The organism is Frigoribacterium sp. Leaf8, from assembly GCF_001421165.1.
Taxonomy (GTDB): Bacteria; Actinomycetota; Actinomycetes; order Actinomycetales; family Microbacteriaceae; genus Frigoribacterium.
The window spans coordinates 201,574-225,619 of sequence record NZ_LMKB01000005.1; the positions used below are offsets into that span (position 1 = coordinate 201,574).

At 69.1% G+C, this 24,046-nt stretch carries 19 protein-coding genes and 1 tRNA gene; 3 read left to right on the forward strand and 17 right to left on the reverse strand.

Annotated elements, in window-relative coordinates; genetic code table 11:
• The 9 genes from coaE to polA all read right to left on the reverse strand — a co-directional run bounded on the left by coaE (position 1) and on the right by polA (position 10,431).
• On the reverse strand, positions 1-651 hold the full coding sequence (gene coaE, locus ASL10_RS05725) for a dephospho-CoA kinase (protein ID WP_056045251.1): 651 nt from the start codon (positions 649-651) through the stop codon (positions 1-3).
• 78 nt (positions 652-729) lie between these two features.
• The gene (gene rpsA / locus ASL10_RS05730; RefSeq protein WP_043592805.1) at positions 730-2,178 is read right to left on the reverse strand and encodes a 30S ribosomal protein S1; all 1,449 of its coding nucleotides are present in this window, start codon (positions 2,176-2,178) and stop codon (positions 730-732) included.
• Positions 2,179-2,346: 168 nt separating this feature from the next.
• Entirely contained in the window at positions 2,347-4,038 is a 1,692-nt protein-coding gene (locus ASL10_RS05735; RefSeq protein WP_056045255.1) for a DUF885 domain-containing protein, read from the reverse strand.
• Positions 4,039-4,163: 125 nt separating this feature from the next.
• Positions 4,164-4,433: an HPr family phosphocarrier protein gene (locus ASL10_RS05740; protein WP_043592801.1), complete on the reverse strand. Its 270-nt coding sequence runs from the start codon at positions 4,431-4,433 to the stop codon at positions 4,164-4,166.
• A 26-nt stretch (positions 4,434-4,459) separates the two neighbouring features.
• Complete coding sequence (locus ASL10_RS16495; RefSeq protein WP_056045258.1) at positions 4,460-4,924, reverse strand: PTS sugar transporter subunit IIA; 465 nt, start codon at positions 4,922-4,924, stop codon at positions 4,460-4,462.
• Positions 4,925-4,926: 2 nt separating this feature from the next.
• A complete protein-coding gene (locus ASL10_RS16500; RefSeq protein WP_054146078.1) occupies positions 4,927-5,235 on the reverse strand; it encodes a PTS lactose transporter subunit IIB in 309 nt (102 codons plus the stop codon).
• 47 nt (positions 5,236-5,282) lie between these two features.
• Complete coding sequence (locus ASL10_RS16505; RefSeq protein WP_056045261.1) at positions 5,283-6,479, reverse strand: PTS mannitol transporter subunit IICB; 1,197 nt, start codon at positions 6,477-6,479, stop codon at positions 5,283-5,285.
• 113 nt (positions 6,480-6,592) lie between these two features.
• Complete coding sequence (locus ASL10_RS05760) at positions 6,593-7,354, reverse strand: DeoR/GlpR family DNA-binding transcription regulator (RefSeq protein WP_056045263.1); 762 nt, start codon at positions 7,352-7,354, stop codon at positions 6,593-6,595.
• A 404-nt stretch (positions 7,355-7,758) separates the two neighbouring features.
• Complete coding sequence (gene polA / locus ASL10_RS05765; protein WP_056047436.1) at positions 7,759-10,431, reverse strand: DNA polymerase I; 2,673 nt, start codon at positions 10,429-10,431, stop codon at positions 7,759-7,761.
• Between the two features lie 186 nt (positions 10,432-10,617).
• Between polA and ASL10_RS05770 the strand changes: the two genes are divergently transcribed.
• Positions 10,618-10,971 (forward strand): PaaI family thioesterase, encoded by a 354-nt coding sequence (locus tag ASL10_RS05770; RefSeq protein WP_233568385.1) that lies wholly within the window; start codon positions 10,618-10,620, stop codon positions 10,969-10,971.
• Between the two features lie 58 nt (positions 10,972-11,029).
• On the opposite strand, the gene ASL10_RS16190 is transcribed toward ASL10_RS05770, so the two are convergent.
• The gene (locus ASL10_RS16190) at positions 11,030-11,635 is read right to left on the reverse strand and encodes an ANTAR domain-containing response regulator (RefSeq protein WP_043592796.1); all 606 of its coding nucleotides are present in this window, start codon (positions 11,633-11,635) and stop codon (positions 11,030-11,032) included.
• Positions 11,636-11,674: 39 nt separating this feature from the next.
• Here ASL10_RS16190 and ASL10_RS05780 point away from each other — a divergent pair.
• Positions 11,675-11,760 (forward strand) — tRNA-Leu (locus ASL10_RS05780).
• Positions 11,761-12,052: 292 nt separating this feature from the next.
• Positions 12,053-12,256 (forward strand): cold-shock protein, encoded by a 204-nt coding sequence (locus ASL10_RS05785; RefSeq protein ID WP_043592793.1) that lies wholly within the window; start codon positions 12,053-12,055, stop codon positions 12,254-12,256.
• A 124-nt stretch (positions 12,257-12,380) separates the two neighbouring features.
• On the opposite strand, the gene ASL10_RS05790 is transcribed toward ASL10_RS05785, so the two are convergent.
• The 7 genes from ASL10_RS05790 to trpB form a co-directional block, all read right to left on the reverse strand.
• Positions 12,381-13,007, reverse strand: a complete 627-nt coding sequence (locus ASL10_RS05790; protein ID WP_056045265.1) for a hypothetical protein — start codon at positions 13,005-13,007, stop codon at positions 12,381-12,383.
• Positions 13,008-13,092: 85 nt separating this feature from the next.
• Entirely contained in the window at positions 13,093-14,541 is a 1,449-nt protein-coding gene (pyk, locus tag ASL10_RS05795; protein ID WP_056045267.1) for a pyruvate kinase, read from the reverse strand.
• A gap of 78 nt (positions 14,542-14,619) precedes the next feature.
• Positions 14,620-16,077 carry a glutamate synthase subunit beta gene (locus ASL10_RS05800; protein ID WP_056045271.1) on the reverse strand — a complete coding sequence of 486 codons (1,458 nt, stop codon included), beginning with the start codon at positions 16,075-16,077 and terminating at the stop codon, positions 14,620-14,622.
• Positions 16,070-20,647 (reverse strand): glutamate synthase large subunit, encoded by a 4,578-nt coding sequence (gene gltB / locus ASL10_RS05805; RefSeq protein ID WP_056045274.1) that lies wholly within the window; start codon positions 20,645-20,647, stop codon positions 16,070-16,072. Before gltB ends, ASL10_RS05800 begins: the two co-directional genes overlap by 8 nt.
• A gap of 288 nt (positions 20,648-20,935) precedes the next feature.
• Positions 20,936-21,937 carry a prolipoprotein diacylglyceryl transferase gene (gene lgt, locus ASL10_RS05810; protein WP_082460227.1) on the reverse strand — a complete coding sequence of 334 codons (1,002 nt, stop codon included), beginning with the start codon at positions 21,935-21,937 and terminating at the stop codon, positions 20,936-20,938.
• Between the two features lie 86 nt (positions 21,938-22,023).
• Positions 22,024-22,839 (reverse strand): tryptophan synthase subunit alpha, encoded by an 816-nt coding sequence (trpA, locus tag ASL10_RS05815; protein WP_056045280.1) that lies wholly within the window; start codon positions 22,837-22,839, stop codon positions 22,024-22,026.
• Positions 22,836-24,044 carry a tryptophan synthase subunit beta gene (gene trpB, locus ASL10_RS05820; RefSeq protein ID WP_056045283.1) on the reverse strand — a complete coding sequence of 403 codons (1,209 nt, stop codon included), beginning with the start codon at positions 24,042-24,044 and terminating at the stop codon, positions 22,836-22,838. Before trpB ends, trpA begins: the two co-directional genes overlap by 4 nt.
• Between the last annotated feature and the right edge of the window lie 2 nt (positions 24,045-24,046).

A 24,046-nucleotide genomic window follows, 5' to 3' on the forward strand; every position in this document is an offset into this window, starting at 1 on the left:
TTAGGAGGGACCACCGACACTCGTGTCGTGGGAGGCCGCCTGCTTCGCCGCTGACAGCGAACGCAGACGGTCGTAGAGGTCGTCCGCCTGTTCCAGCGTGCTCTCGAGCGAACCGGAGGAGTCGACGACGAGGTCCGCCACGGCGAGCCGCGTCCGGTCGTCCGCCTGCGCGTCCACGCGACGCCGCGCCTCCTCGTCGTCCATCCCGCGGAGCTCGACGAGTCGCCTCAGGCGGACCTCGCGCGGGGCGTGCACGACGACGACCACGTCGAAGCCGTCGGTCCCCCGCGATTCGACGAGCAACGGCACGTCGTAGACGACGACGCGACCCGCGTCGTCCGCGACGGCGTCGGACATGCGCCGGACCGAGAGCTCGTGCACGGCCGGGTGGGTGATCCCCTCGAGGTCGCGGCGTGCAGCGGCATCGGCGAAGACGATCGCCCCCAGGGCGGCTCGGTCGAGGGAGCCGTCGGGCTGCAGGACGTCGGACCCGAAGCGGGCGACGACGGCCTCGAGTCCGGCGGATCCGGGCTCGACCACCTCGCGGGCGAGGGCGTCGGCGTCGATGTGCGCCGCGCCCCGTTCGGCGAGTCGACGGGCCACGACCGATTTGCCGGCGGCGATGCCACCGGTCAATCCACAGACGAACACGACGTCGAGACTACGCCGGAAACGCCGGAAGGCGGCTCCCCCGAGGGGGAACCGCCTTCTGGTCGAGACCGGAGGGACTCAGTTGTTGTTCGACAGCTTCTCGCGCAGCGCGGCGAGCGACTCGTCGTCGGCGAGGGTGCCGGCGCCCGAAGCGGACTCGGCCGAGAACGACGAACCCGTGGGAGCGTCGAACGTCGTCTCTTCGACGAGCGAGGCAGCGACCTGCTTCTTGTGGGCTTCCCAGCGCGCCTGGGCGGCAGCGTAGTCCTGCTCCCACTTCTCGCGCTGCGAGTCGAAGCCCTCGCGCCACTCGTTCGTCTCGGGGTCGAAGCCCTCGGGGTACTTGTAGTTGCCCTGGTCGTCGTACTCGGTGAGCATGCCGTAGAGCGCCGGGTCGAACTCGGTGCCTTCGGGGTCGACGCCCTCGTTGGCCTGCTTGAGGCTCAGCGAGATGCGACGGCGGTCGAGGTCGATGTCGATGACCTTGACGAACACCTCGTCGCCGACGGCGACGACCTGCTCGGCCAGCTCGACGTGCTTCGCCGACAGCTCGGAGATGTGCACGAGGCCCTCGATGCCGTCGGCCACGCGGACGAACGCACCGAAGGGGACGAGCTTGGTGACCTTGCCCGGAGCGACCTGACCGATCGCGTGCGTGCGGGCGAACACCTGCCACGGGTCTTCCTGGGTGGCCTTGAGCGAGAGCGACACGCGCTCACGGTCGAGGTCGACCTCGAGGATCTCGACGGTGACCTCCTGGCCCACCTCGACGACCTCGCTGGCGTGCTCGATGTGCTTCCAGCTGAGCTCGGAGACGTGCACGAGGCCGTCCACGCCGCCCAAGTCGACGAACGCACCGAAGTTGACGATCGACGAGACGACGCCCTTGCGGACCTGGCCCTTGTGGAGGTTGTTGAGGAAGGTCGTGCGGCTCTCGGACTGCGTCTGCTCGAGGAGGGCACGGCGCGACAGGACCACGTTGTTGCGGTTCTTGTCGAGCTCGAGGATCTTGGCCTCGATCTCCTGGCCCAGGTAGGGCGTGAGGTCGCGGACGCGGCGCAGCTCGATGAGCGATGCGGGGAGGAAGCCACGGAGGCCGATGTCGACGATGAGGCCACCCTTGACGACCTCGATGACCGTACCGGTGACGACGCCGTCGGCGTCCTTGATCTTCTCCACGTCGCCCCAGGCACGCTCGTACTGAGCGCGCTTCTTGGACAGGATCAGACGGCCTTCTTTGTCTTCCTTCTGGAGGACGAGGGCCTCGACCGTGTCGCCGACCTCGACGACCTCGGTGGGGTCGACGTCGTGCTTGATCGAGAGTTCGCGCGAGGGGATGACGCCCTCGGTCTTGTAGCCGACGTCGAGGAGGACCTCGTCGCGGTCGATCTTCACGACGGTGCCCTCGATGAGGTCGCCGTCGTTGAAGAACTTCAGGGTCTTCTCGACCGCGGCCAGGAAGTCATCAGCGGATCCGATGTCGTTGATGGCGACCTGCTTGGGTGCCTTGGTCGTTACGGTTGTCATGTAGTTAGTGCTCCAGTACGGGCATGAATCGGGCCGTGCTCGTCCCTCGAACGGTGTCCGGGAGGGTGTGTCGAACGCGGCGTGCGGAAATGTCGACGCAGATAGCGCTCGGTCATCTTAGCGCGGCGCCGCAGGTGTGGGCAACGGCGTGTCGCGGGTCGCGGCGACTCACGCGAGCAGTGCCCGCCTGAGCGTGTCGAGCCCGACCCCGCCCAGCTGAAGGGCGTCGCGGTGGAAGGCCTTGACGTCGAAGGTGGCGCCGTCTCGACGGGCTCGTTCGGCACGGAGGTCTTCCCAGATGCGCTGACCGACCTTGTACGACGGCGCCTGCCCCGGCCAGCCGAGGTACCGGTCGACCTCGAAGCGCACGAACTCGGTGTCCATGTTGACGTTCTCCGACATGAAGGCGAAGGCGTTCGTCGCGTCCCACCGCCCGCCGCCGCCGGGGAACGGCTTGCCGAGGTGGACACCGATGTCGAGCACCACACGCGCGGCACGCATGCGCTGACCGTCGAGCATGCCCAACCGGTCGCCCGGGTCACCGAGCCAACCGAGTTCGTCCATCAGCCGTTCCGCGTACAGGGCCCAGCCCTCGGCGTGCCCGGAGGTGCCGGCCAGTTGTCGACGCCACGTGTTCAGCGTGGCCCGGTTGTGGACGGCCTGACCGAGCTGGAGGTGGTGGCCGGGGACCCCCTCGTGGAAGACCGTCGTCGTCTCGCGCCACGTGCCGAAACGGGTGACCCCCTCGGGCACGGACCACCACATGCGGCCCGGACGCGAGAAGTCGTCGCTGGGGCTCGTGTAGTAGATGCCGCCGTCCTTGGTCGGTGCGATGCGGCACTCGAGCCGGCGGACCGGCTCGGGGATGTCGAACTGGTCCCGACCCAGCTCGGCGACCGCGCGGTCGCTGAGCTCCTGCATCCAGGCGCGGAGTGCGTCGGTGCCGTCGAGCTGGCGTGCGGGATCGGCATCGAGCAGCTCGATGGCCCGGGAGACCGACGCCCCGGGTTCGATCCACCGGGCGACCTCTTCTTGTTCGGCCGTCATCCTGGCGAGCTCGTCGATCCCCCACTCGTAGGTCTCGTCGAGGTCGACCGTCGCTCCGAGGAACCGTCGCGAGTGCAGGGCGTAGGCGTCGCGCCCGACGGCGTCGTCGGCCGTCGCCGCGGGGAGCAACTCGTCGAGCAGGAAGCGTCGGAGGTCGACGTAGGCCTCCGCCGCCGACGAGGCGCCCGACGAGAGGTCCCGGCCGAGCGCCGTTCCGGGTTCGGTGCCGTCACCGAGCCGGGCGTCCCGCACGAACTCGGCGAAGAAGCCGTCGTCGGCACCGATGCGGGCACACTGCTCGGCCACCTTCTCGACCTGGCGCCGGGCGGGGGTGACTCCCCCGGCGATGCCCGCGCGCAACGTCTCGACGTACTGGTCGACGGCGGTCCGTACCCGGCCGAGGCGGGTCGCGACGTCGACCCAGTCGCGCTCGGAGGCGGTGGGCATGAGGTCGAACACGTCGCGGATGCCCTGGGCGGGTGACGCGATCACGTTGAGGTCGCGCAACTCGAGGCGCTGTTCGGCGTAGAGCAGCTCGAGCTCGAGCTCGCTCGTCAGGTCGTCCCGGGTGACCCGGTCGACGTCGTCCACGGGGGTGGTGGCCCGCAGTTCGGCCAGCGTGGCCCGGACGGCCTCGACGCGTCGGGCATGACCGTCGGGCGAGTAGTCGCCGTACTCGCCCGTCCGGCCCTCACGGCCGATCCAGGTCGCGGTCGTGGGGTCGAGCTCGCAGAGGGTGTCCACCCAGCGTTCGGCGACCCCGTCGACGGGGGTGGGCGTGCGAGGGGTCGGCGTCGTCGCGGCATCGGTCATGCCGACGAGCCTAGTGACGCAGGAGGCGCGGTGCAGGGGGCCCCGCACCGCGCCTCCTCGGCTCCCACGACGAACGGGACGCCCGCCGACTCTCGTCGGCGGGCGTCCCGTTCTGGTGTCGGTACCTACTCTTTGTCGAGGTCGGTCGCCAGGAGCGCGACGAGTTCGTCGAGGGCGGCCTCGGCGTTGTCGCCCTCGGTCGCGACGACGACCTCTTCACCGTGGCCGATGCCCAGCGAGAGCACGCCGAGGATGCTGGCGGCGTTGACGCTCTTGCCGGCCGCGGAGGTCAGCGTGACCTTGGCGCCGGTCTTGCCGGCGGCCTGGCTGAACAACGAGGCGGGGCGGGCGTGCAGCCCGACGCTCGAGGCGATGGTGACGGAACGTTCTGGCATGTCTTCTCCTCTGGAGGGGGTGGGGATCAGTCGTCGTCGTCGGTCGACGCGAGCAACTCGTAGACCTCGGCGGTCGTGGTCGACCCGCGCAGGGCGGCGGCCTTGTCGGGGTCCATCAGGATGCTGGCGAGCTGGCTGAGGATGGCGATGTGGCCGTTGCCCTTGGCGGCGATGCCGACCGTGACCGAGACCTCGTTGCCGTCCCAGTCGACCGGGGTCGGGAACCGCAGCACGACGAGGGCGTCCTCTTTGACCGAGTCCTTGCCGGCGAGGGTGCCGTGCGGGATCGCCACACCCTCGCCGACGTAGGTGGACACCGAGTTCTCGCGCTCGAACATGGCGTCGACGTACGACTCGTCGATCGCACCCGCGTCGATCAGGGCCCGACCCGTCTTGCGGATGGCCTCGTCACGCGAGGCGGCGACCTCGTCGAGTCGGATGGACGACTCCGCGAGGAGCGCCGAGAGCTCGGGTGCCTGCTGGTCGGTCATCGTCAGACCTCGACCGTCGAGCCGTCCTGGATCGCCTTGACGACCTTGGCGACGTTGGGGTCTCCCATGAACAGCTGGAACGGCACGACGGGCACGTTCGGCACGACGCCGCGGGCACGCTCGGCGAGGTTGTTCTGGGTGACGACGACGTCGGCGTCCGACGGGATCGACGCGACGGGCGAGTGCTCGACGGTGACACCGCTCTTCTTCAGCTGCTTCTTGAGCGTGGACGCCAGCATGACGCTGCTGCCCATGCCCGCGTCGCACGCGACGATGAGTTTCTTGATGCTGGAACCGTCGAGGGTTGCCATGACCTTCTCCTTGTGTGGTGGTGGTGCTGACTGGTGGTGCGGGCGGGCTAGGCGGTGGGTGCCGCGGTGCCCTTGCTGGTGGCCTTGTTGGCCGCGGTGGCGGCCTGGGCGTCGGCGAGAGCCTGCTCCTGTGCGGCGGAGTCCTCGGCACGGGCCTCGCGGTTCTCCTTGCGACCGAAGCCCATGAGGAGGGACGAGACGACGAACGAGACGGCCGCCGAGAGCAGGATACCCAGGTAGATCGGGAGAAGGTCCCCGCGGGCGGCGACGAGCGTGTAGGCGATGATGCTGCCGGGCGAGGCAGGGCCGACGAGGCCGACGTTGAACAGGGCGAAGGTCGCGATGCCGGTCGCTCCACCGAGGACGGCGGCGACGAGCAGGATCGGCTTCATCAGCACGTACGGGAAGTAGATCTCGTGGATGCCACCGAAGAAGTGCACGATGATCGCGGCCGGGGCCGAGGGGCGGATGGCGCGCGGACCGAAGAAGAGGTACGCGAGGAGGATGCCGAGACCCGGGCCGGGGTTCGACTCGAGCATGAAGAGGATCGACTTGCCGGCCTCCTGCACCTGCGTGCCACCGAGGGGGGTGAGGATGCCCTGGTTGATGGCGTTGTTGAGGAACAGGACCTTGGCCGGCTCGATGATGATCGACGCCAGGGGCAGCAGGCCACGGTCGACGAGGAAGCCGACGGCGCCGCCGAAGACGTTCGTGATCGCGGTGGTGACCGGGGCCAGGCCGAAGAAGGCGAGCACGCCCATGGCGCCACCGATGATGCCGAGCGAGAAGTTGTTGACGAGCATCTCGAAGCCGGACTTGATGCGGCCGTCGACGAGCTTGTCGAACTGCTTGAGGACCCAGGCGGCGAGCGGGCCGACGATCATCGCGCCGAGGAACTGGGGCACGTCGGTCGCGACGATGACGCCCATGACGGCGACGGCGCCGATGACGGCACCGCGCTGACCGTGGACCATGCGACCACCCGTGTAGGCGATCAGGATCGGCAGCAGGTACTTGATGATGGGACCGACGAGGCCGGGCCACGGGGTGCCGTCGGACATCTCGCCGAAGCCGCCGAGCTGGGGCACCGGCGTCCAACCGGTCTGGATGAACAGGGCCGTGATGAGGCCCCAGGCGATGAAGGCGCCGATGTTCGGCATGATCATGCCGGCCAGGAAGCCGCCGAAGCGCTGGACGCGCGCTCGGGCTCCCGTACCGGTGACGGTGGGGGTGAATTCGGACATGGTGACGACTTCTCCTTGTTTCTCTCAGCGACGAGAGGGGTGTGGGGTGATGGAGGTGGTGCGAGGTGCTGTGGTGCGTCGGGAGGGAACGAGGGGGGCCGGTCGGAGTCGCGTCATGCGATCACGACCCGGGGGCCGGCCTGTTCGACGTCGTCGGCCAGCTCGGCGTCCACGCCGGAGTCGGTGATGACGGTGTCGACGTCGGTGAGCGGTGCGACCTTGGCGAAGTCCTCGCGACCGAACTTGGTGTGGTCGGCGAGGACGACGGTGCGTCGTGACGCGGCGATGAGCGCGCGCTTGACCCGCGCCTCCGCCAGGTCGGGGGTGCTGATCCCACGCTCCACCGAGACGCCGTTCGTCCCGATGAACGCGACGTCGGCGAAGACGTCGGCGATCTGGGCCCGCGTCCAGTCCCCCACCGCGGAGTACGTGCGGGTGCGGATGAGGCCGCCGAGCAGGTGGAGCGTGACGTTCGGTCGGCTGATGAGGATGGTGGCGACGGCGAGCGAGTGGGTGACCACGGTCAGCTCCCGGTCGAGGGGCAGGAGTTCGGCCAGACGGATGGTCGAGGTGCCGGCGTCGACGATGATCGAGCCGCCGTCGGGCAGTTCGTCGAGGGCGGCCCGGGCGATGCGCTCCTTCTCGGACGCGGCCGTTCCCTCCCGGTCGACCACGGGAGGCTCGATGCCGAGGCGCTCGACGGCGATGGCGCCTCCGTGGACGCGGCGGAGGACGCCCCGGCGCTCGAGGGCGGTCAGGTCGCGGCGCACGGTCTCGGGCGCGACCGAGAGCTCTCGTGCGAGACCGGCCACCTCGACTCGGCCCCGGGACAGGGCCGTGTCGAGGATCTGCTGGTGACGCTCCGGTGCGTACATGGGAGACCTCGTCGTCGGACTGCACGGCCGCCTCGGGGGCTGACCGGTGGTGCGGAAGTGCGGAAGGAGTTCAACTGTTGTTGATCTGCGCTTATATAAGTCCGTTTGTGTGGCCCGGTCAAGTCTGTACCGCGTGTCGTGTCCGTTTGTGCCCGAGTGGGGCGTCGATTGGCTGCCCGATGGGCAACCGATGCCCGATGAACGGGCAGCACGTGCCCGAGCGGGGCCGCTCGGGCCGGGTCGTAGGACCCCGGGGACAGGAGGCGCGCGCAGAAGGGCAGGACGGACCGTCTCGGCGACGTGCGACGGGCGACGGGCGACGTGCGACGTGCGACGTGCGACGTGCGACGTCGCCGAGATGGACCTCAGGGTCCGTGGCCGTTCGGCGCCGCGGCGCCCGGGGCTCAGTGGGCCGCTGCGTCCCAACTCTCGCCGAGGCCGACGCTGACGTCGAGCGGCACGCGCAGGTCGGCCGCCCCGCTCATGCGCCGACGCACGATCTCGCGCACGTCGTCGACCTCGCCCGGTGCGACCTCGACGATGAGTTCGTCGTGCACCTGCAGCAGCACGCGCGACCCCATCTCTCGCTCGTCCAGTTCGGATCGGACACCGAGCATCGCGATCTTCATGATGTCGGCGGCCGAGCCCTGGATCGGGGCGTTCAGGGCGGCCCGCTCGGCGTTCTCGCGCAGGACGCGGTTCGGGGACTTGAGGTCGGCGAAGGGGCGGCGCCGACCGTAGATGGTCTCGGTGTAGCCGTCTTCGCGCGCCTGCTCGACGACGTTGCGGAGGTACTCCCGTACGGCACCGAACCGGGCGAAGTAGTCGGTCATGAGCTGGCGTGCCTCGGCGGTCTCGATGCGCAGCTGCTTCGACAGGCCGAAGGCGCTGAGCCCGTAGGCGAGGCCGTAGGACATGGCCTTGACCTTCGTGCGCATGGCCGGGCTGACGTCGGCGGGTTCGACCCCGAAGATGCGGGCACCGACGAACCGGTGCAGGTCTTCGCCCTCGTTGAACGCCTGGATCAGCCCCTCGTCGCCCGAGAGGTGCGCCATGATGCGCATCTCGATCTGCGAGTAGTCGGCCGTGAGGAGCGTCTCGTAATCGGGACCGTGCACGAACGCGGCGCGGATCTCGCGACCGACGGCGGCCTTGACCGGGATGTTCTGGAGGTTCGGGTCGACGGACGAGATGCGCCCGGTCGTCGTGCCCGTCTGGTCGTACGTCGTGTGGATGCGCGCGTCGTCGGCGATCGACTTCTCGAGGGTCTCGATGATCTGGCGCAGCTTCGTCGCGTCGCGGTGCTTCAGGAGCAGGTCGAGGAAGGGGTGCGGGTGCTTCTCCTGCAGATCGGCCAGGGAGGCGGCGTCGGTCGAGAAGCCCGTCTTGGTCGCTCGGGTCTTGGGCATCTGGAGTTGCTCGAACAGCACCTCTTGCAGCTGCTTGGGTGAGCCGAGGTTGACCTCGCGTCCGATCTCGGCGAACGCCGCCGCGGCCAGTTCGCCGGCCTGTTCACCCAGACGGAGCGAGAGCGCCTTGAGCGTGTCGCGGTCGGCGGCGACACCGGTGAGTTCCATGTCTCCGAGCACCGGCACCAGGGGCAGCTCGATCTCGGTGAGCACCCGACGGGAGCCCTCGTCGAGGGCGGCAACCAACGACTCGGACAATCGGAGGACGTACCAGGCCTCGGAGGCCACGTTGACGTCGTCGTCCGCCGACACGAGCTGGTTGGGATCTCCGACGGGCAGCGTTTCTCCCAGTTGCTCGTAGACGAGGTCGGACAGGGCGAACGAGGTGCGGCCCGGGCGCAGCAGCCAGGCGGCGATCCGCGGGTCGCCGGCGATGCCCGTCAGCGTGAGGCCGGCCCGCGACAGCGCCTTGTAGGCGCGCTTCGCGTCGTGGACCACCTTGGGCGTGGCGTCGTCCAGCCAGGCCTCGAGGGCCACGTAGTCGCCGCGACCCGCGGCCCAGGGCACGTACGCCGACTCGTCGAGGGACGAGATGCCGAGCCCGACGATGCCGTCCGCGCCGTACTCGACCGTGAGGCCGACGGGCTTCTCGGGGTCGGACGCATGCTTCTTCAGCCAGAAGGCCAGTTCTTCGTCGATGAGGGTCCGGACGACGGGGAGGCCTTCGGGGGCCGCCGTCACCGCTGTCTCACCCGCGTTCGCCGCGGAGGGCTCGGTCGATCCCGACAGGGCCAGGACGCGCTCGAGCAGGGTGCGGAACTGCAGTTTGTCGAAGAGCTCTCGGACGGCCGCCTCGTCGATCGCCCGGCGCTCGAGGTCACCCGGCCCCACCGGGAGCTCGACGTCGGTCACCAGCCGGTTGAGCCGGCGGTTGCGGATGGCGTTCTCTTTCTGCTCGCGGAGCTTCTGCCCGACGACGCCCTTGATCTCGTCCGCACGAGCGATGATCTCGTCGAGACCCCCGTAGAGGTTGATCCACTTGACGGCCGTCTTCTCCCCCACCTTGTCGATGCCGATGAGGTTGTCGCTCGTCTCGCCGACGAGAGCGGCGACCTCGGGGTACTGGTGGGGTTCGATGCCGTATCGCTCGAAGACCTTGTCGCGGTCGTACCGGGTGAGTTCGCTCACGCCGCGGGCCGAGGGATAGAGGAGGGTGACGTCGTCGTTGACCATCTGGATGGCGTCGCGATCGCCGGAGACCACCAGGACCCGGTACCCGTCGTCGCGACCGCGGCTCGCCAGGGTCGCGAGGATGTCGTCGGCCTCGAAGTCCTCTTTGGTGATCGTGGTGATGCCCATGGCGTGCAACGCCTCTTGGAGAAGCGGTATCTGGCCCACGAACTCGGGCGGGGTCTCGGACCGCGTGCCCTTGTACTCGGGGTACTCGCGGGTGCGGAAGGAGAAGCGAGAGATGTCGAAGGCGACGGCCAGGTGCGTCGGTTTCTCGGCCTTGAGCAGGCTGAGCAGCATCGAGATAAAGCCGTGGATGGCGTTGGTGTGCTGACCTTCGCGGTTCACGAAACTGTCGACCGGGAGGGCGTAGAAGGCCCGGAACGCCAGGGAATGGCCGTCGATGACCAGGAGGGTAGGCTTCGTGTCGTCCGTCACCACGTCAGCCTAGCGGGCACCCCCGACACCGTCGCCGGGCGCCCCGGTCCGATCCACCGGAGAACCATGAGCACTCCGTCCGCCGTCCCGAACGACGCCGAGAGGACCGTCGCGTCGGACGCGTCCCTGAGCGATGCCGCCGTCGAGTTGTTCCGACGACGGGGTGTCGGTGCCCTGGCCGAGAAGATGGGCATCGTGATCGACGAGATGAGCGCCGAGCGTGCCGTGGGTCGGATGCCCGTCGACGGCAACACCCAACCCGTCGGCATCCTTCACGGCGGCGCGCACGTCGTCCTGGCCGAGACCCTCGGGTCCGTGGCGGCGAACGTGCACGCGGGAGCGGGACGCGTCGCGATGGGCATCGAACTGAACGCGAGCCACAGCCGCTCGGCGGCGACCGGGTGGGTGACGGGCACCTGCACGGCCATCCATCTCGGTTCCACGCTCACGACGCACCAGGTCGTCATGACCGACGATCGCGGTCGGCTGTTGTCGACGGTCCGCATCACGAACTTCCTCACGGACGCCCGCGACCGGTGAGCCGACGAGAGAAGGCCCGCCCCGATCGTCGGGGCGGGCCTTCTCTCGTCGCGGACGACTACTTCTTGGCGCTCAACTGTTCGATGATCGCCTGGGCCACGTCGTGCATCGTCAGGCGGCGGTCCATGGACGCCTTCTGGATCCATCGGAAGGCCTCGGGTTCGGTGAGCCCCATCTTCTCGTTGAGGAGCCCCTTCGCCCGGTCGACGAGCTTGCGGGTCTCGAAGCGCTCGACCAGGTCGGCGACCTCGGCCTCGAGGGTGATGATCTGTGCGTACCGCGAGAGGGCGATCTCGATCGCGGGCAGCAGGTCGTTGGGGGTGAAGGGTTTCACGACGTAGGCGAGGGCGCCTGCCTCGCTCGCCCGCTCGACGAGCTCTTTCTGGCTGAACGCGGTCAGGAGGACGACCGGCGCGATGTGCGCCTTCGAGAGCCGCTCGGCGGCGGAGATGCCGTCCAGTTGGGGCATCTTGACGTCCATGATGACGAGGTCGGGGCGCAACTCGGTGGCGAGGGCGACGGCGGTCTCGCCGTCCCCGGCCTCTCCCACCACCTCGAAACCGTTGTCGCGGAGGATCTCGACGATGTCGAGGCGGATGAGGGACTCATCTTCGGCCACGACGACGCGACGGGGTGCTGCTGGGGTTGCTTCCTGGTCACTCACGACGTGAAGCCTACGGTATTGTCGACCTGGTTGTTGTGCGCCGGATTGGCGGAATGGCAGACGCGGAGCACTCAAAATGCTCTGTCCGTGAGGGCGTGTGGGTTCGAGTCCCACATCCGGCACCAGCCCCGGCGCGAAGCCGACCGACGAGATGTGGCTCTCCTTGCCTCGTCCGGTCATCGGGCCGACACACCGACACGAGTTCTGCTCAGAGGGTGTGTTCGTGGGCATCCGTGCACTACGCTGATGGAACTGGTTGTTGTGTTACGCATTTGTATCTCGCGACGTGCCGAAGGCCTCCTCTCACCGAGAGGGGTTCCGACGGTGGCGTCGTTCTCAGAGGGAGCGGACAAAAAGGCACCGCGACGAGCGATCTCGAAATCGAGATCGACAACTCTGATTGAAGGAACAAGAAAAATGGCAACAGGCACCGTTAAGTGGTTCAACTCCGAAAAGGGCTTCGGCTTCATCACCCCCGACGACGGAACCACTGACGTCTTCGCGCACTTCTCCGCGATCGCCGGCGACGGCTACCGCAACCTGGAAGAGAACCAGAAGGTCGAGTTCGACACGGCTCAGGGCAACAAGGGCCTCCAGGCCGAGAACATCCGCGTCATCTGACTCGGTGGCGTCCTCGTGACGCCGTCAGTCGGCGGGCTCGCCCGCCACTGAACCGAAAGCCCCGATCCGCTCCGGCGGGTCGGGGCTTTCTCCGTTCCCGTCTCGGGTGGGAGGGTCGGCCATCTCACGGCAGGGGAAAGCCGAGGAGGCGCGCCACCGGCTCGTAGTCCCGGCTCGCAGTCCGGTAAGCGCTCTCCCATTCGGCGATCCGTGCTCCGGCCTCCCTCGGGTCGGTGAACCGGTCGTCCTCGCCGCCACCGGCGACGAGTGCTTCCCGCGCCTCGCGGTATCGGCTGGTCAAGGTCGCCCAGAGGACCAGTTCGTCCCCGGTGGAGTCCTCGGGCGCCGCCCGGGCGACGTCCCACGGCACCTCGACGGCAGGCAGAGGTCCTTCCGGTGGACTCGGCGCCGCGGTCCCACGAGCCTGGTCACCCGCACCCTCCTGGAAGATCGTCCGGGTGCCGATCGCCAGCACGGCCCCGACCGCAGCGCCGAGGACGAAGATCAGCGAGAGGGCCCAGAGGCCGTCGACCCGCCACACCGTCGCCGCCACTCCCCCGAGGAACGAGCCGCCCACGAGGGCACCGAGAGTTGCCCACCGGCCCACCCCCGCGCCTCCTCGGCTGGTCTCTCGGATCTCGGGGCCGAGGCTGCGACGAGTCTCGACCACACCGTGACCGCTCCAGGACGGCACCACGTACAAGCGGGCCTCGAACTCGAAGCACGAGGGATGACGGGCGTCCACGGACATGCCGTGAGCGTACGCCCCGCCGACACGACGAAGCCGGGACGATCCGAGGGGATCGCCCCGGCTTCGCCAGGGGTGTCGCGGTGCGTCAGGGCTGCGACGCGTAGGCCGGAGCGGCCTCCCCGTGGGCGTCACCCACGCGGTGCACCCGGAGATCGTTCGTCGAGCCCGCGATCCCGGGAGGGGACCCGGCGATCACGATGACCTTGTCGCCCGATTCGGCGAGGTCGTTGCCGAGCAGGATGTCGTCCACCTGCGCGAACATGGCGTCGGTGTGCGTGACGGTCTCGACCAGGTAGGACTGGACGCCCCAGCTGATCGCCATGCGGCGTCGGATCGCCTCGTTGGGTGTGAAGGCCAGGATGGGGATCGAGTGACGCAGGCGCGACATGCGACGCACCGAGTCACCCGATTCGGTGAAGACGCAGAGGAACTTCGCCTGGACGAAGTCGGCGACGTCGGCCGCTGCCAGGGTGATGGCGCCGCCCTGCGTGCGCGGACGCGTGCCGAGCGGAGGGATGCGCTCGAGCCCGTGCTCTTCGGTGGAGGCCACGATGCGCGCCATGGTCTGCACCGTGATGACCGGGTACTCGCCGACGCTCGTCTCGCCCGAGAGCATGACCGCGTCGGTGCCGTCGAGGACGGCGTTGGCGACGTCCGAGGTCTCGGCGCGGGTCGGGATCGGGCTCGAGATCATGGACTCGAGCATCTGGGTGGCGACGATGACCGGCTTCGCCATGCGACGCGAGAGCTCGACCGCGTGCTTCTGCACGATGGGCACGGCCTCGAGGGGCAACTCGACGCCCAGGTCGCCACGGGCGACCATGATGCCGTCGAACGCGTCGATGATGGCCTCGAGGTTGTCGACGGCCTGGGGCTTCTCGATCTTCGCGTAGACGGGGACCTTGCGGCCCTCTTCGGCCATGATCTCGTGCACGCGCACGACGTCGTCCGCGTCGCGCACGAACGACAGGGCGATCAGGTCGGCGCCGAGTCGGAGACCCCAGCGGAGGTCGGCCTCGTCCTTGTCGGAGAGGGCGGGCACGTTGACCGCCACGCCGGGGAGGTTGATGCCCTTGTTGTTCGACACCGTGCCGGCGACGACGACCTCGGTCGTGACGACGGTGCCGTCGGTCTCGAGGACGCGGAGCTTGACACGGCCGTCGTCGATCAGGAGCGGGTCTCCCGCCGTGACGTCGTCGGGGAGGCCCTTGAACGTCGTGCCGCAGATCTCCTTGGAACCCAGGATGTCGTCCGTGGTGATCTTGAACACGTCGCCGACCTCGAGGTCGTGCGGACCGTCGGCGAACTTGCCGAGGCGGATCTTGGGGCCCTGCAGGTCGACGAGGACCGCGACGGCGCGGCCCGAGTCGGCCGACGCCTGGCGGACGTTCGCGTAGACGCCTTCGTGGACGTCGTAGCTGCCGTGGCTGAGGTTCATGCGGGCGACGTCGACGCCGGCGTCGATGATCGCCCGGATGTCGTCGTAGCTCGACGTCGCCGGCCCGAGGGTGGCGACGATCTTTGCGCGTCTCATGTGTTCCGTTCGTGTGGGGGGAAAGGGGGTGGGACGACTACAGCCCGACTCCCACCCTATTCCCGTCGGATGGCCGGATCAGACCGAGATGGACCGATCGGTGGGCTTCACCGGGAAGGGCAGCACGGTCTGGCCCTCGAGGTAGGCGTCGACGGCGGAGGCCGTGGCGCGGCCCTCGGCGATCGCCCAGACGATGAGCGACTGACCGCGCCCGGCGTCGCCGGTCACGAAGACGCCGGGTTCGCCCGTCTCGTAGGTGGCACCGCGCTCGAGGGAGCCGCCACCGTCGAAGGTGAGCCGCAGCTGCTCCTCGATGGTGTCGCGCTCGGGTCCCGTGAAGCCGAGGGCGAGCAGGACGAGGTCGGCGGGGACCTCGCGCTCGGTGCCCGCCTTGGGGACCCGTCGCCCGTCGACGTACTCGGTCTCGGCGACGCGGATGGCCCGCACCTCGCCGACCTCGTTGGTCAGGAACTCGACCGTCGACGCGAGGTAGACCCGCTCGCCGCCTTCTTCGTGGGCGCTCGACACCTCGAACAGCGTGGGGAACATCGGCCACGGCTGTGCCTCGGGGCGTTCTTCCGGGGGCTGCTGGCCGATCGCGAGGTTGGTCACCGAGAGGGCACCCTGCCGGTGGGCGGTACCGATGCAGTCCGCACCGGTGTCGCCGCCGCCCAGCACGACGACGTGCTTGCCCTCGGCCGTGATCTGGTCGGCCACCGTGTCGCCCGCTCCGGCCCTGTTCTGCTGCACGAGGTAGTCCATGGCGAAGTGGATGCCGGACAGGTCGCGTCCCGGGATCGGCAGATCACGGGGAACCGTCGCGCCCGTCGCGACGACCACGGCGTCGTAGCGGGCCCGGAGGTCGTCCCAGGCGATGTCCCGACCGATCTCGACCCGGGCGCGGAAACGCGTGCCCTCGGCCTGCATCTGGGCGATGCGCTGCTCGATCTGCTTCTTCTCCATCTTGAAGTCGGGGATGCCGTAACGCAGCAGGCCACCGATGCGGTCCTCGCGCTCGTAGACGGCGACCGTGTGGCCGGCACGCGTGAGCTGCTGGGCGGCGGCCAGCCCGGCGGGGCCGGAACCGACGACGGCGACCGTCTTGCCCGTCAGGCGCTCGGGCGGGTGCGGGGTGACCCATCCGGCGGCGAACGCCTGGTCGATGATCGAGACCTCGACCTGCTTAATCGTCACCGGGGGCTGGTTGATGCCCAGGACGCAGGAGGACTCGCACGGCGCGGGGCAGAGACGACCGGTGAACTCCGGGAAGTTGTTGGTCGCGTGCAGGCGCTCGACGGCCTGACGGCCCTCTCCACGCCACATGAGGTCGTTCCACTCGGGGATCAGGTTGCCGAGCGGGCAGCCCTGGTGGCAGAACGGGACGCCGCAGTCCATGCAACGGCCCGCCTGACGTCGGAGCTCGCCGCTCTCCTGCTGCTCGTAGACCTCTTTCCAGTCCATGAGCCGGACCGACACGGGTCGGCGCTTGGGCAGCTCGCGGGTCTGCGTCTTCAGGAAGCCTTTGGGGTCAGCCACCGGTCACCTCCAGGATTCTCTTCCATGCTTCGTCGCCATCGGGGTCGAGACCCTCGTCGACGGCCGTCTGCCGGGTGGCGAGGACGGCGGCGTAGTCGCGGGGCAGCACCTTCACGAACTCGGCCACCGTGGCGTCGAGGTCGTCGAGCATGTGCTCCGCCACGGGTGACCCGGTCTCGGCGAGGTGCCGGCGCAACAGGTCGGTCAGGATCTCGACGTCGGCGCTGCCGAGGGGGTGGAGTTCGAGTTCACCCGAAGCGAGCGCCTCGGCGTTGACCCGTTCGGGCTTGAGCCGGTGCACGTAGGCCGTCCCTCCGGACATGCCTGCTCCGAGGTTGCGGCCCGTGTCGCCGAGGATGACGGCGAGACCGCCCGTCATGTACTCGAGCGCGTGGTCGCCCACGCCCTCCGCGACCGCGCTGGCCCCCGAGTTGCGGACCAGGAAGCGCTCCCCCACGATGCCCCGCAGGAACATGCTGCCCTGGGTCGCGCCGTAGCCGATGACGTTGCCGGCGATGACGTTCTCCTCGGCGGCGAAGGCGCTGCCGCGGGGCGGACGCACCACGACGTTGCCGCCGGAGAGGCCCTTGCCCACGTAGTCGTTGCTGTCGCCCTCGAGGCGCAGGGTGATGCCGGCGGGCAGGAACGCACCGAGCGACTGACCGGCCGAACCACTGAGGTTGATCTCGATGCTGCCGTCGGGCAGGCCGTGCTCACCGTGTCGCAGGGTGACCTCGTGCCCGAGCATGGTGCCGACCGCCCGCTCGGTGTTGCGGATCGGGAGCGTGATCTCGACGTGCCCACCGTTCTCCAGCACGTCGGCACTGCGCTCGATCAGCTGCACGTCGAAGTGCTCGTCGAGGCCGTGGTCCTGCGAGGTGCGGTTGCGTCGGGGCTCGTCGTCGGAGAACGTCGGACCGACCAGCACCGGGGCGAGGTCGAGACCCGAGGCCTTCCAGTGGTCGACGGCGCGGTCGACGTCGAGGACGTCCGTCCGGCCGATGGCCTCGTCGAGACTGCGGAAGCCCAGCGCGGCGAGGTACTCGCGCACCTCCTGTGCGAGGAACTCGAAGAAGTTGACGACGAACTCCGGCTTGCCGGAGAAGCGGGCACGGAGCTCGGGGTTCTGGGTCGCCACACCGACCGGGCAGGTGTCGAGGTGGCAGACCCTCATCATGATGCAGCCCTCGACGATCAACGGCGCCGTGGCGAAGCCGAACTCCTCGCCGCCGAGCAGGGCGGCGATGAGGACGTCGCGGCCGGTCTTCATCTGACCGTCGACCTGGACGACGACACGCTCGCGCATCCCGTTCAGCATGAGGGTCTGCTGGGTCTCGGCGAGGCCGATCTCCCAGGGCGTGCCCGCGTGCTTGAGCGAGTTCAACGGGCTCGCGCCGGTGCCCCCGTCGTGGCCGGACACGAGCACGACGTCGGCCAGGGCCTTCGTGACCCCTGCCGCGACCGCGCCGATGCCGGACTGGCTCACGAGCTTGACGTGGACGCGGGCCTTGGGGTTGGCGCGCTTGACGTCGAAGATCAGCTGCTTGAGGTCCTCGATCGAGTAGATGTCGTGGTGCGGCGGCGGCGAGATGAGACCGACGCCGGCCGTCGCGTGACGCGTTCGTGCCACCCAGGGGTAGACCTTCGTCGGCGGGAGCTGACCGCCCTCGCCCGGCTTGGCGCCCTGGGCCATCTTGAGCTGGATGTCGGTGGCGTGCGTGAGGTACATGCTGGTGACCCCGAAGCGCCCGGAGGCCACCTGTTTCACGGCGCTGCGGCGCTCGGGGTCGAGGAGGCGGTCGACGTCCTCTCCGCCCTCGCCGGTGTTGGATTTGCCGCCGAGGCGGTTCATCGCGATGGCGAGGGTCTCGTGCGCCTCCTGCGAGATCGAGCCGTAGCTCATCGCCCCCGTCGAGAACCGCTTCACGATCGACTCGATGGGCTCGACCTCGTCGAGCGGGACGGCCGGGCGGACGCCGTGCTTGAGCCGGAACAGCCCGCGCAGCGTCATCAGCTGCTCGGCCTGGTCGTCGACGAGCTTGGTGTACTCGCGGAAGATGTCGTAGCGGCGGGTGCGCGTGGCGTGCTGCAGCCGGAACACGGTGTCGGGGTTGAAGAGGTGCCGGGGACCCTCGCGGCGCCACTGGTACTCGCCGCCCGTGGCCAGCCGCTCGTGCGCGATGACGGAGCCGTCGCTGGGGTAAGCGCTCGTGTGTCGCTGCTTGTTCTCGGCCGCGATGACGTCGATCCCCACGCCTCCGAGCATCGACGAGGTACCGGTGAAGTACGTGTCGACGAACTCCTGGCTGAGGCCCACGGCCTCGAACGCCTGCGCCGCGGCGTAGCTCGACACCGTCGAGATGCCCATCTTCGACATGATCTTGAGCACGCCCTTGCCGAGAGCCTTGATCAAGTTGTGCACGGCGTCCTCGGGGCTCAGCCCGGTGATCATCCCGGCCCTCACGAGGTTCTCGCAGGTCTCCATCGCGAGGTACGGGTTGACCGCGGACGCGCCGTAGCCGATCAGCGTGGCCACGTGGTGCACCTCGCGCACGTCACCGGCCTCGACGATCAGGCCGACCTTCATGCGGTTCTCGGTGCGGATCAGGTGGTGGTGCACCGCGGCGATCATGAGCAGCGACGGCACCGGGGCGAAGTCGGCGTTCGAGTCGCGGTCGGAGAGGACGATGAACTCCGCACCGGCCTCGATCGCGTCGTCCACCTCGTTGCACATGGCGGCGATGCGCTTCTCGAGTGCCCGCGGGCCCTTGTCGGCGCGGTACAGCCCGCGGATGGTCGACGTCTTGCGGGAGCCGGGGCTCGGGTCGATGTGCTGGATCTTGGCGAGCTCGTCGTTGTCGATGACGGGGAAGTCCAGGATCACCTGGCGGGCGTGCTCGGGGGTCGCGGCGAGCAGGTTGCGCTCGGGACCGAGACCCAGCTTGAGTGACGTGACCACCGACTCGCGGATGGAGTCGAGCGGCGGGTTCGTCACCTGGGCGAACTGCTGCGTGAAGTAGTCGAACAGGAGGCGCGGGCGCTCGGACAGGACGGCGATCGGCGTGTCGCTTCCCATGGCGCCCAGGGGCTCCGCGCCGGTCTTCGCCATCGGCGTCAACAGGATGCGGACCTCTTCTTCGGTGTACCCGAAGGTGCGCTGACGGCGGGTGACCGACGCCGGGGTGTGCACGATGTGCTCGCGTTCGGGCAGCTCCGAGAGGTGGATGCGCCCCTCGGCGAGCCACTCGCCGTAGGGCGCGGCCGTGGCGAGGTCGCGTTTGATCTCGTCGTCCTCGATGATGCGGCCGGCCTCGGTGTCGACCAGGAACATCTTGCCGGGGCGGAGCCGTCCCTTGCGGACCACCTTGGCGGGGTCGACGTCGATGACGCCGATCTCGCTCGCGAGGACCACGAGGCCGTCGTCGGTGACGAGGTAGCGGCCCGGCCGCAGGCCGTTGCGGTCGAGGGTGGCGCCGACGTGCGTGCCGTCGGTGAACGTGATGGCCGCGGGGCCGTCCCACGCCTCCATGAGCATCGAGTGGTACTCGTAGAAGTCGCGCAGGGTGGGGTCGATGTCGACCTGGTTCTCCCACGCCTCGGGGACCATCATCATGACCGCGTGCGGCAGGGACCGGCCGGTCAGGCTGAGCAACTCGACGACCTCGTCGAACGACGCCGAGTCGCTCGCCCCGGGGCTGACGATGGGGAGGATGGGCTTCAGGTCGCCGATGAGCTCGTTCTCGAGCTGGGACTGCCGGGCACGCATCCAGTTGCGGTTGCCCCGGACCGTGTTGATCTCGCCGTTGTGGGCGATCATGCGGAACGGCTGTGCCAGCGGCCACGACGGGAACGTGTTCGTCGAGTAGCGCGAGTGCACGATCGCGAGTTTCGAGGCGAAGCGCTCGTCGCTCAGGTCGGGGTAGAACGGCTCGAGCTGAAGTGTGGTGACCATGCCCTTGTAGACCATGGTCCGGCTGCCCAGAGAGGTGAAGTAGGCCGAGAGTTTGCGCTCGGCACGCTTGCGCAGCCGGAACGCCTGGCGGTCGAGCGCGACGCCGGCGAGCGGGACGCCGTCGGCGTCGTGGTGCCTGCTGGCGACGAAGAGCTGCTCGAAGGCGGGCATCGCGTTGCGCGCCAACGTGCCGAGTTCTTCGGGGCGCACGGGGACCTCGCGCCAGCCGAGGACGTCGAGGTGCTCGAGGTCGGCGATGCGCTCGATGCCCGTCTTCAGCTCGGAGCGCTCCTGCTCGTCGAGGGGCAGGTAGGCGATGCCCACCGCGTACTGGCCGGCCGGCGGCAGGTCGAAGTCGACCTCGTGGCGCAGGAACTCGTCGGGCACCTGGCAGAGGATGCCCGCACCGTCCCCGGTGCCGGCGTCGGAACCCACGGCACCTCGGTGCTCGAGGTTCCGGAGGGCCCGCAGGGCGGTGTCGACGATGTCGTGACCGGGGGTTCCACGGAGGGTCGCCACCATGGCGAGGCCACAGGCGTCCTTCTCGTTGCGCGGGTCGTAGAGGCCGCTGGCCTCGGGGACCGTGCTGAACTGCTGGTGTGCTGGCGTGAGAGCCATGGAATCCGTCCTCACGAAGAGATCCGACAGGGGGCGGGACGACGTCGGCCCGAGGTGCCTGACGGGGCCGGCTTCTGTGGGCGGCCCCGACTCGGCGGGAGAGGTCGGCTCGTGGCGACCGTGGGCGTGCACGCCGGCGGGAGGGGCCGACTGCGCTCGATCTTACGAGGCGCGGGTGCGTGCACGGGACCGTGTCGCGGGCGGATCGTTCGCACCGGGATGGGGTGGAGGGGATCGGGCGCCACGACGGTGGGGCGCCGGGCCCGCGGTCGTCGTGGAGTGGACGACCTAGGGACGCGGTGAGCGATCGGTGTTGTCGTCCGATGCGCCGACGGTGACCAACTCGGGTTCGTCGTTCTCCGTGTACGTGCCGTCGGAGTCTACAGCAGCCGCCCGCTCGCTCGGCGCACGGGCGGGCACGTAGGGGCCGGGGACCGTGCCGGTGTGGCGGCGGGAGGCGAGGACGAAGAGGACGATCCCGAGGACGATGGCGAAGAAGCTCATCCAGACGTTGGTGCGGATGCCGAAGAAGAGCAGGCTGGGATCGGTGCGGATCGACTCGAACCAGGCCCGTCCGATGCCGTACCAGACCAGGTAGAAGGCCAACGACCGACCCCACTGCATGGGGGCCTTCTTCTCGAGGAGCACGAGGATCGCGACGCCGGCGAGCATCCAGACGATCTCGTAGAGGAAGGTCGGGTGGAAGAGCGTGCCCTCGGGCAGGCCGGTGGGGTAGGCGGCGTTCGTGGACTCGATCTCGAGGCCCCAGGGCAGGTCGGTCGGCATGCCGAAGAGCTCGTGGTTGAACCAGTTGCCGAGGCGTCCGAAGGCCTGCGCGACGAGCAGGCCGGGGGCGAGGGCGTCGGCGAAGACCGTGAACCGGAGACCGGTGAAGCGGCAACCGAGCCAGACGCCGACGGCACCCAACAGCAGGGCGCCGTAGATGGCGAGGCCGCCCTCCCACACGAAGAGGACGTGGATGTACTGGTCGGGCGAGGAGAAGTAGTCCGCCGGGTGGGTGATGACGTGGAACAGGCGTCCCCCCGCGATGCCGAACACCACGGCCCAGATGGCCACGTCGATGACGATGCCCTTCTCCGCCCCCTGCCGGTTCAGACGGTGGTTCGTGATGACCACCGCTGCGACGATGCCGACGAGGATGCAGATCGCGTAGGCGTGTATCCGCAGCGAGCCGGGCAACGACGCCCCGAAGGTCGAGTTCAACCAGGCGGTGACGTCGAAGTACTGCCAGGCGGCCGACGGGCTCGGGATGCTCAAGGGAACGAACACGGGCGTGATGCCTTTCGGAGGGGGTGCGGAGCGTCGGTCACCCGACGGGTGACGACTCTAGCGCGAGGGCGTCGGACCCGAGGGGGTCAGGAGGCGGAGGGGGCCGCGCCGGACGACAGGTCGGCGGAGACCTCGGCGAGGCGTTCGACCCCGCCGTCGGCGAGGGCACGGACGAAGGCCGAACCGATGATGGCACCGTCGGCGTAGTCAAGCACCTCGCGGACCTGCTGGGCCGTGGAGATGCCGAGACCGACGCAGGCGTTCTCGACGCCCACCTCGCGGAGTCGGGCGACGAGGGTGCTCGCCGCCGCGTCGACGTCGGTTCGGGCTCCTGTGATGCCCATCGTCGAGACGGTGTAGACGAAGCCGCGACTACTGGCCACGGCCTGCCGGAGGCGCGAGTCGCTGGACGACGGAGCGGCCAGGAACACCCGGTCGAGGTCGGCGGCCTCGGCCGCGGACATCCACGCGTCGGCCTCGTCGGGGATGAGGTCGGGGGTGATGAGCCCGGCACCGCCCGCGGCCGCGAGGTCGTCGGCGAACCGCTGGACGCCGTACTGCTCGACCGGGTTCCAGTAGGTCATCGGGATGACGGGAGCGTCGACCCGGGAGGTGATCTCACGGATCGCCGTGAAGACGTCGCGCACGCGGAACCCCTCGGCGAGGGACCGCTGTGTGGCTGCCTGGATCACCGGGCCGTCCATCACGGGGTCGGAGTACGGGATGCCGAGTTCGATGACGTCGATGCCGTTCTCGGCCATCGCCACCGCGGCCTCGATGCTGGTGTCGAGATCGGGGAACCCGACCGGCAGGTATCCGACGACGGCACCGCTCCCGGCGTCTCGCCGGGCCCGGATCGCGTCGCCGACCTTGCTCGTCCCGGCGGGGACTGCGGCGGTCACAGCTGCTGTGCCTTCTCGTCGAGGACGCCGAAGTACCGGCTCGCGGTCGAGACGTCCTTGTCGCCACGGCCGCTGAGCGAGACCAGGATCGTCCAGTCGGGGTGCTCCAGACCGAGCTTGATCGTGCCCGCCAGGGCGTGTGCCGACTCGATCGCGGGCATGATGCCCTCGGTCTGCGAGAGCAATCGGAAGGCCTGCATCGCCTCGTCGTCGGTGATCGGCTGGTACTCGGCCCGGCCCGACTCGGACAACCAGGCGTGCTCCGGGCCGACGCTCGGGTAGTCGAGGCCCGCGGAGATGGAGTGGCTCTCGAGCGTCTGACCGTCTTCGTCCTGCATGAGGTACGACTTGGTGCCCTGGAGGTTGCCGATGCGGCCGAGGGTGATCGACGCCGCGTGACGGCCCGTCTCGACGCCGTCCCCGCCGGCCTCGAAGCCGAACAACCGCACCGAGGGGTCGTCGAGGAACGCGTGGAAGATGCCCATGGCGTTCGAGCCGCCGCCGACGCAGGCCGTCACGGCGTCGGGCAGTGCTCCGGTCAGGTCGAGGACCTGCTGGCGGGCCTCTTCGCCGATGATCTTGTGGAAGTCGCGCACCATGGCCGGGAACGGGTGCGGACCGGCGACCGTGCCCAGCACGTAGTGCGTGGTGTCGACGCTGGAGACCCAGTCGCGCATGGCGTCGTTGATGGCGTCCTTGAGGGTGCGGGAGCCCGTCGTGACCGAGACGACCTCGGCTCCGAGCAGGCGCATGCGCGCGACGTTGAGCGCCTGGCGCTCGGTGTCGACCTGCCCCATGTACACGACGCACTCCATGCCGAAGAGGGCGGCGGCGGTGGCCGTCGCGACGCCGTGCTGACCGGCTCCGGTCTCGGCGATCAGACGGGTCTTGCCGAGCTTCCGGGCCAGCAACGCCTGTCCGAGCACGTTGTTGATCTTGTGGGACCCCGTGTGGTTGAGGTCTTCACGCTTGAGGATGATGCGGGCACCACCGGCGTGCTGGGCGAACCGCGGCACCTCGGTGATGATCGACGGCCGGCCCGTGTAGGTGGCGTGGAGAGCCGTCAGCTCGGCGGCGAACTCGGGGTCGACGGCCGCGGCCTTGTAGGCCGCGTCGAGCTCGTCGAGGGCGGCCACCAGGGACTCGGGGACGAAGCGACCCCCGAACGAACCGAAATACGGACCTGTCTCGTCGCGCAGTGCCATGG

Coding starts and splice junctions, on each gene's coding strand:
- ASL10_RS16495 (WP_056045258.1), bottom strand. CDS start 4,924: ATGACCGACCAGCAGGCACCCGAGCTCTCGGCGCTCCTCGCGGAGTCG.
- gltB (WP_056045274.1), bottom strand. CDS start 20,647: ATGGCTCTCACGCCAGCACACCAGCAGTTCAGCACGGTCCCCGAGGCC.
- ASL10_RS05790 (WP_056045265.1), bottom strand. CDS start 13,007: ATGTCCGTGGACGCCCGTCATCCCTCGTGCTTCGAGTTCGAGGCCCGC.
- ASL10_RS05770 (WP_233568385.1), top strand. CDS start 10,618: ATGGGCATCGTGATCGACGAGATGAGCGCCGAGCGTGCCGTGGGTCGG.
- ASL10_RS16500 (WP_054146078.1), bottom strand. CDS start 5,235: ATGGCAACCCTCGACGGTTCCAGCATCAAGAAACTCATCGTCGCGTGC.
- ASL10_RS05785 (WP_043592793.1), top strand. CDS start 12,053: ATGGCAACAGGCACCGTTAAGTGGTTCAACTCCGAAAAGGGCTTCGGC.
- pyk (WP_056045267.1), bottom strand. CDS start 14,541: ATGAGACGCGCAAAGATCGTCGCCACCCTCGGGCCGGCGACGTCGAGC.
- ASL10_RS05735 (WP_056045255.1), bottom strand. CDS start 4,038: ATGACCGATGCCGCGACGACGCCGACCCCTCGCACGCCCACCCCCGTC.
- ASL10_RS16505 (WP_056045261.1), bottom strand. CDS start 6,479: ATGTCCGAATTCACCCCCACCGTCACCGGTACGGGAGCCCGAGCGCGC.
- ASL10_RS05760 (WP_056045263.1), bottom strand. CDS start 7,354: ATGTACGCACCGGAGCGTCACCAGCAGATCCTCGACACGGCCCTGTCC.
- ASL10_RS05740 (WP_043592801.1), bottom strand. CDS start 4,433: ATGCCAGAACGTTCCGTCACCATCGCCTCGAGCGTCGGGCTGCACGCC.
- trpB (WP_056045283.1), bottom strand. CDS start 24,044: ATGGCACTGCGCGACGAGACAGGTCCGTATTTCGGTTCGTTCGGGGGT.
- rpsA (WP_043592805.1), bottom strand. CDS start 2,178: ATGACAACCGTAACGACCAAGGCACCCAAGCAGGTCGCCATCAACGAC.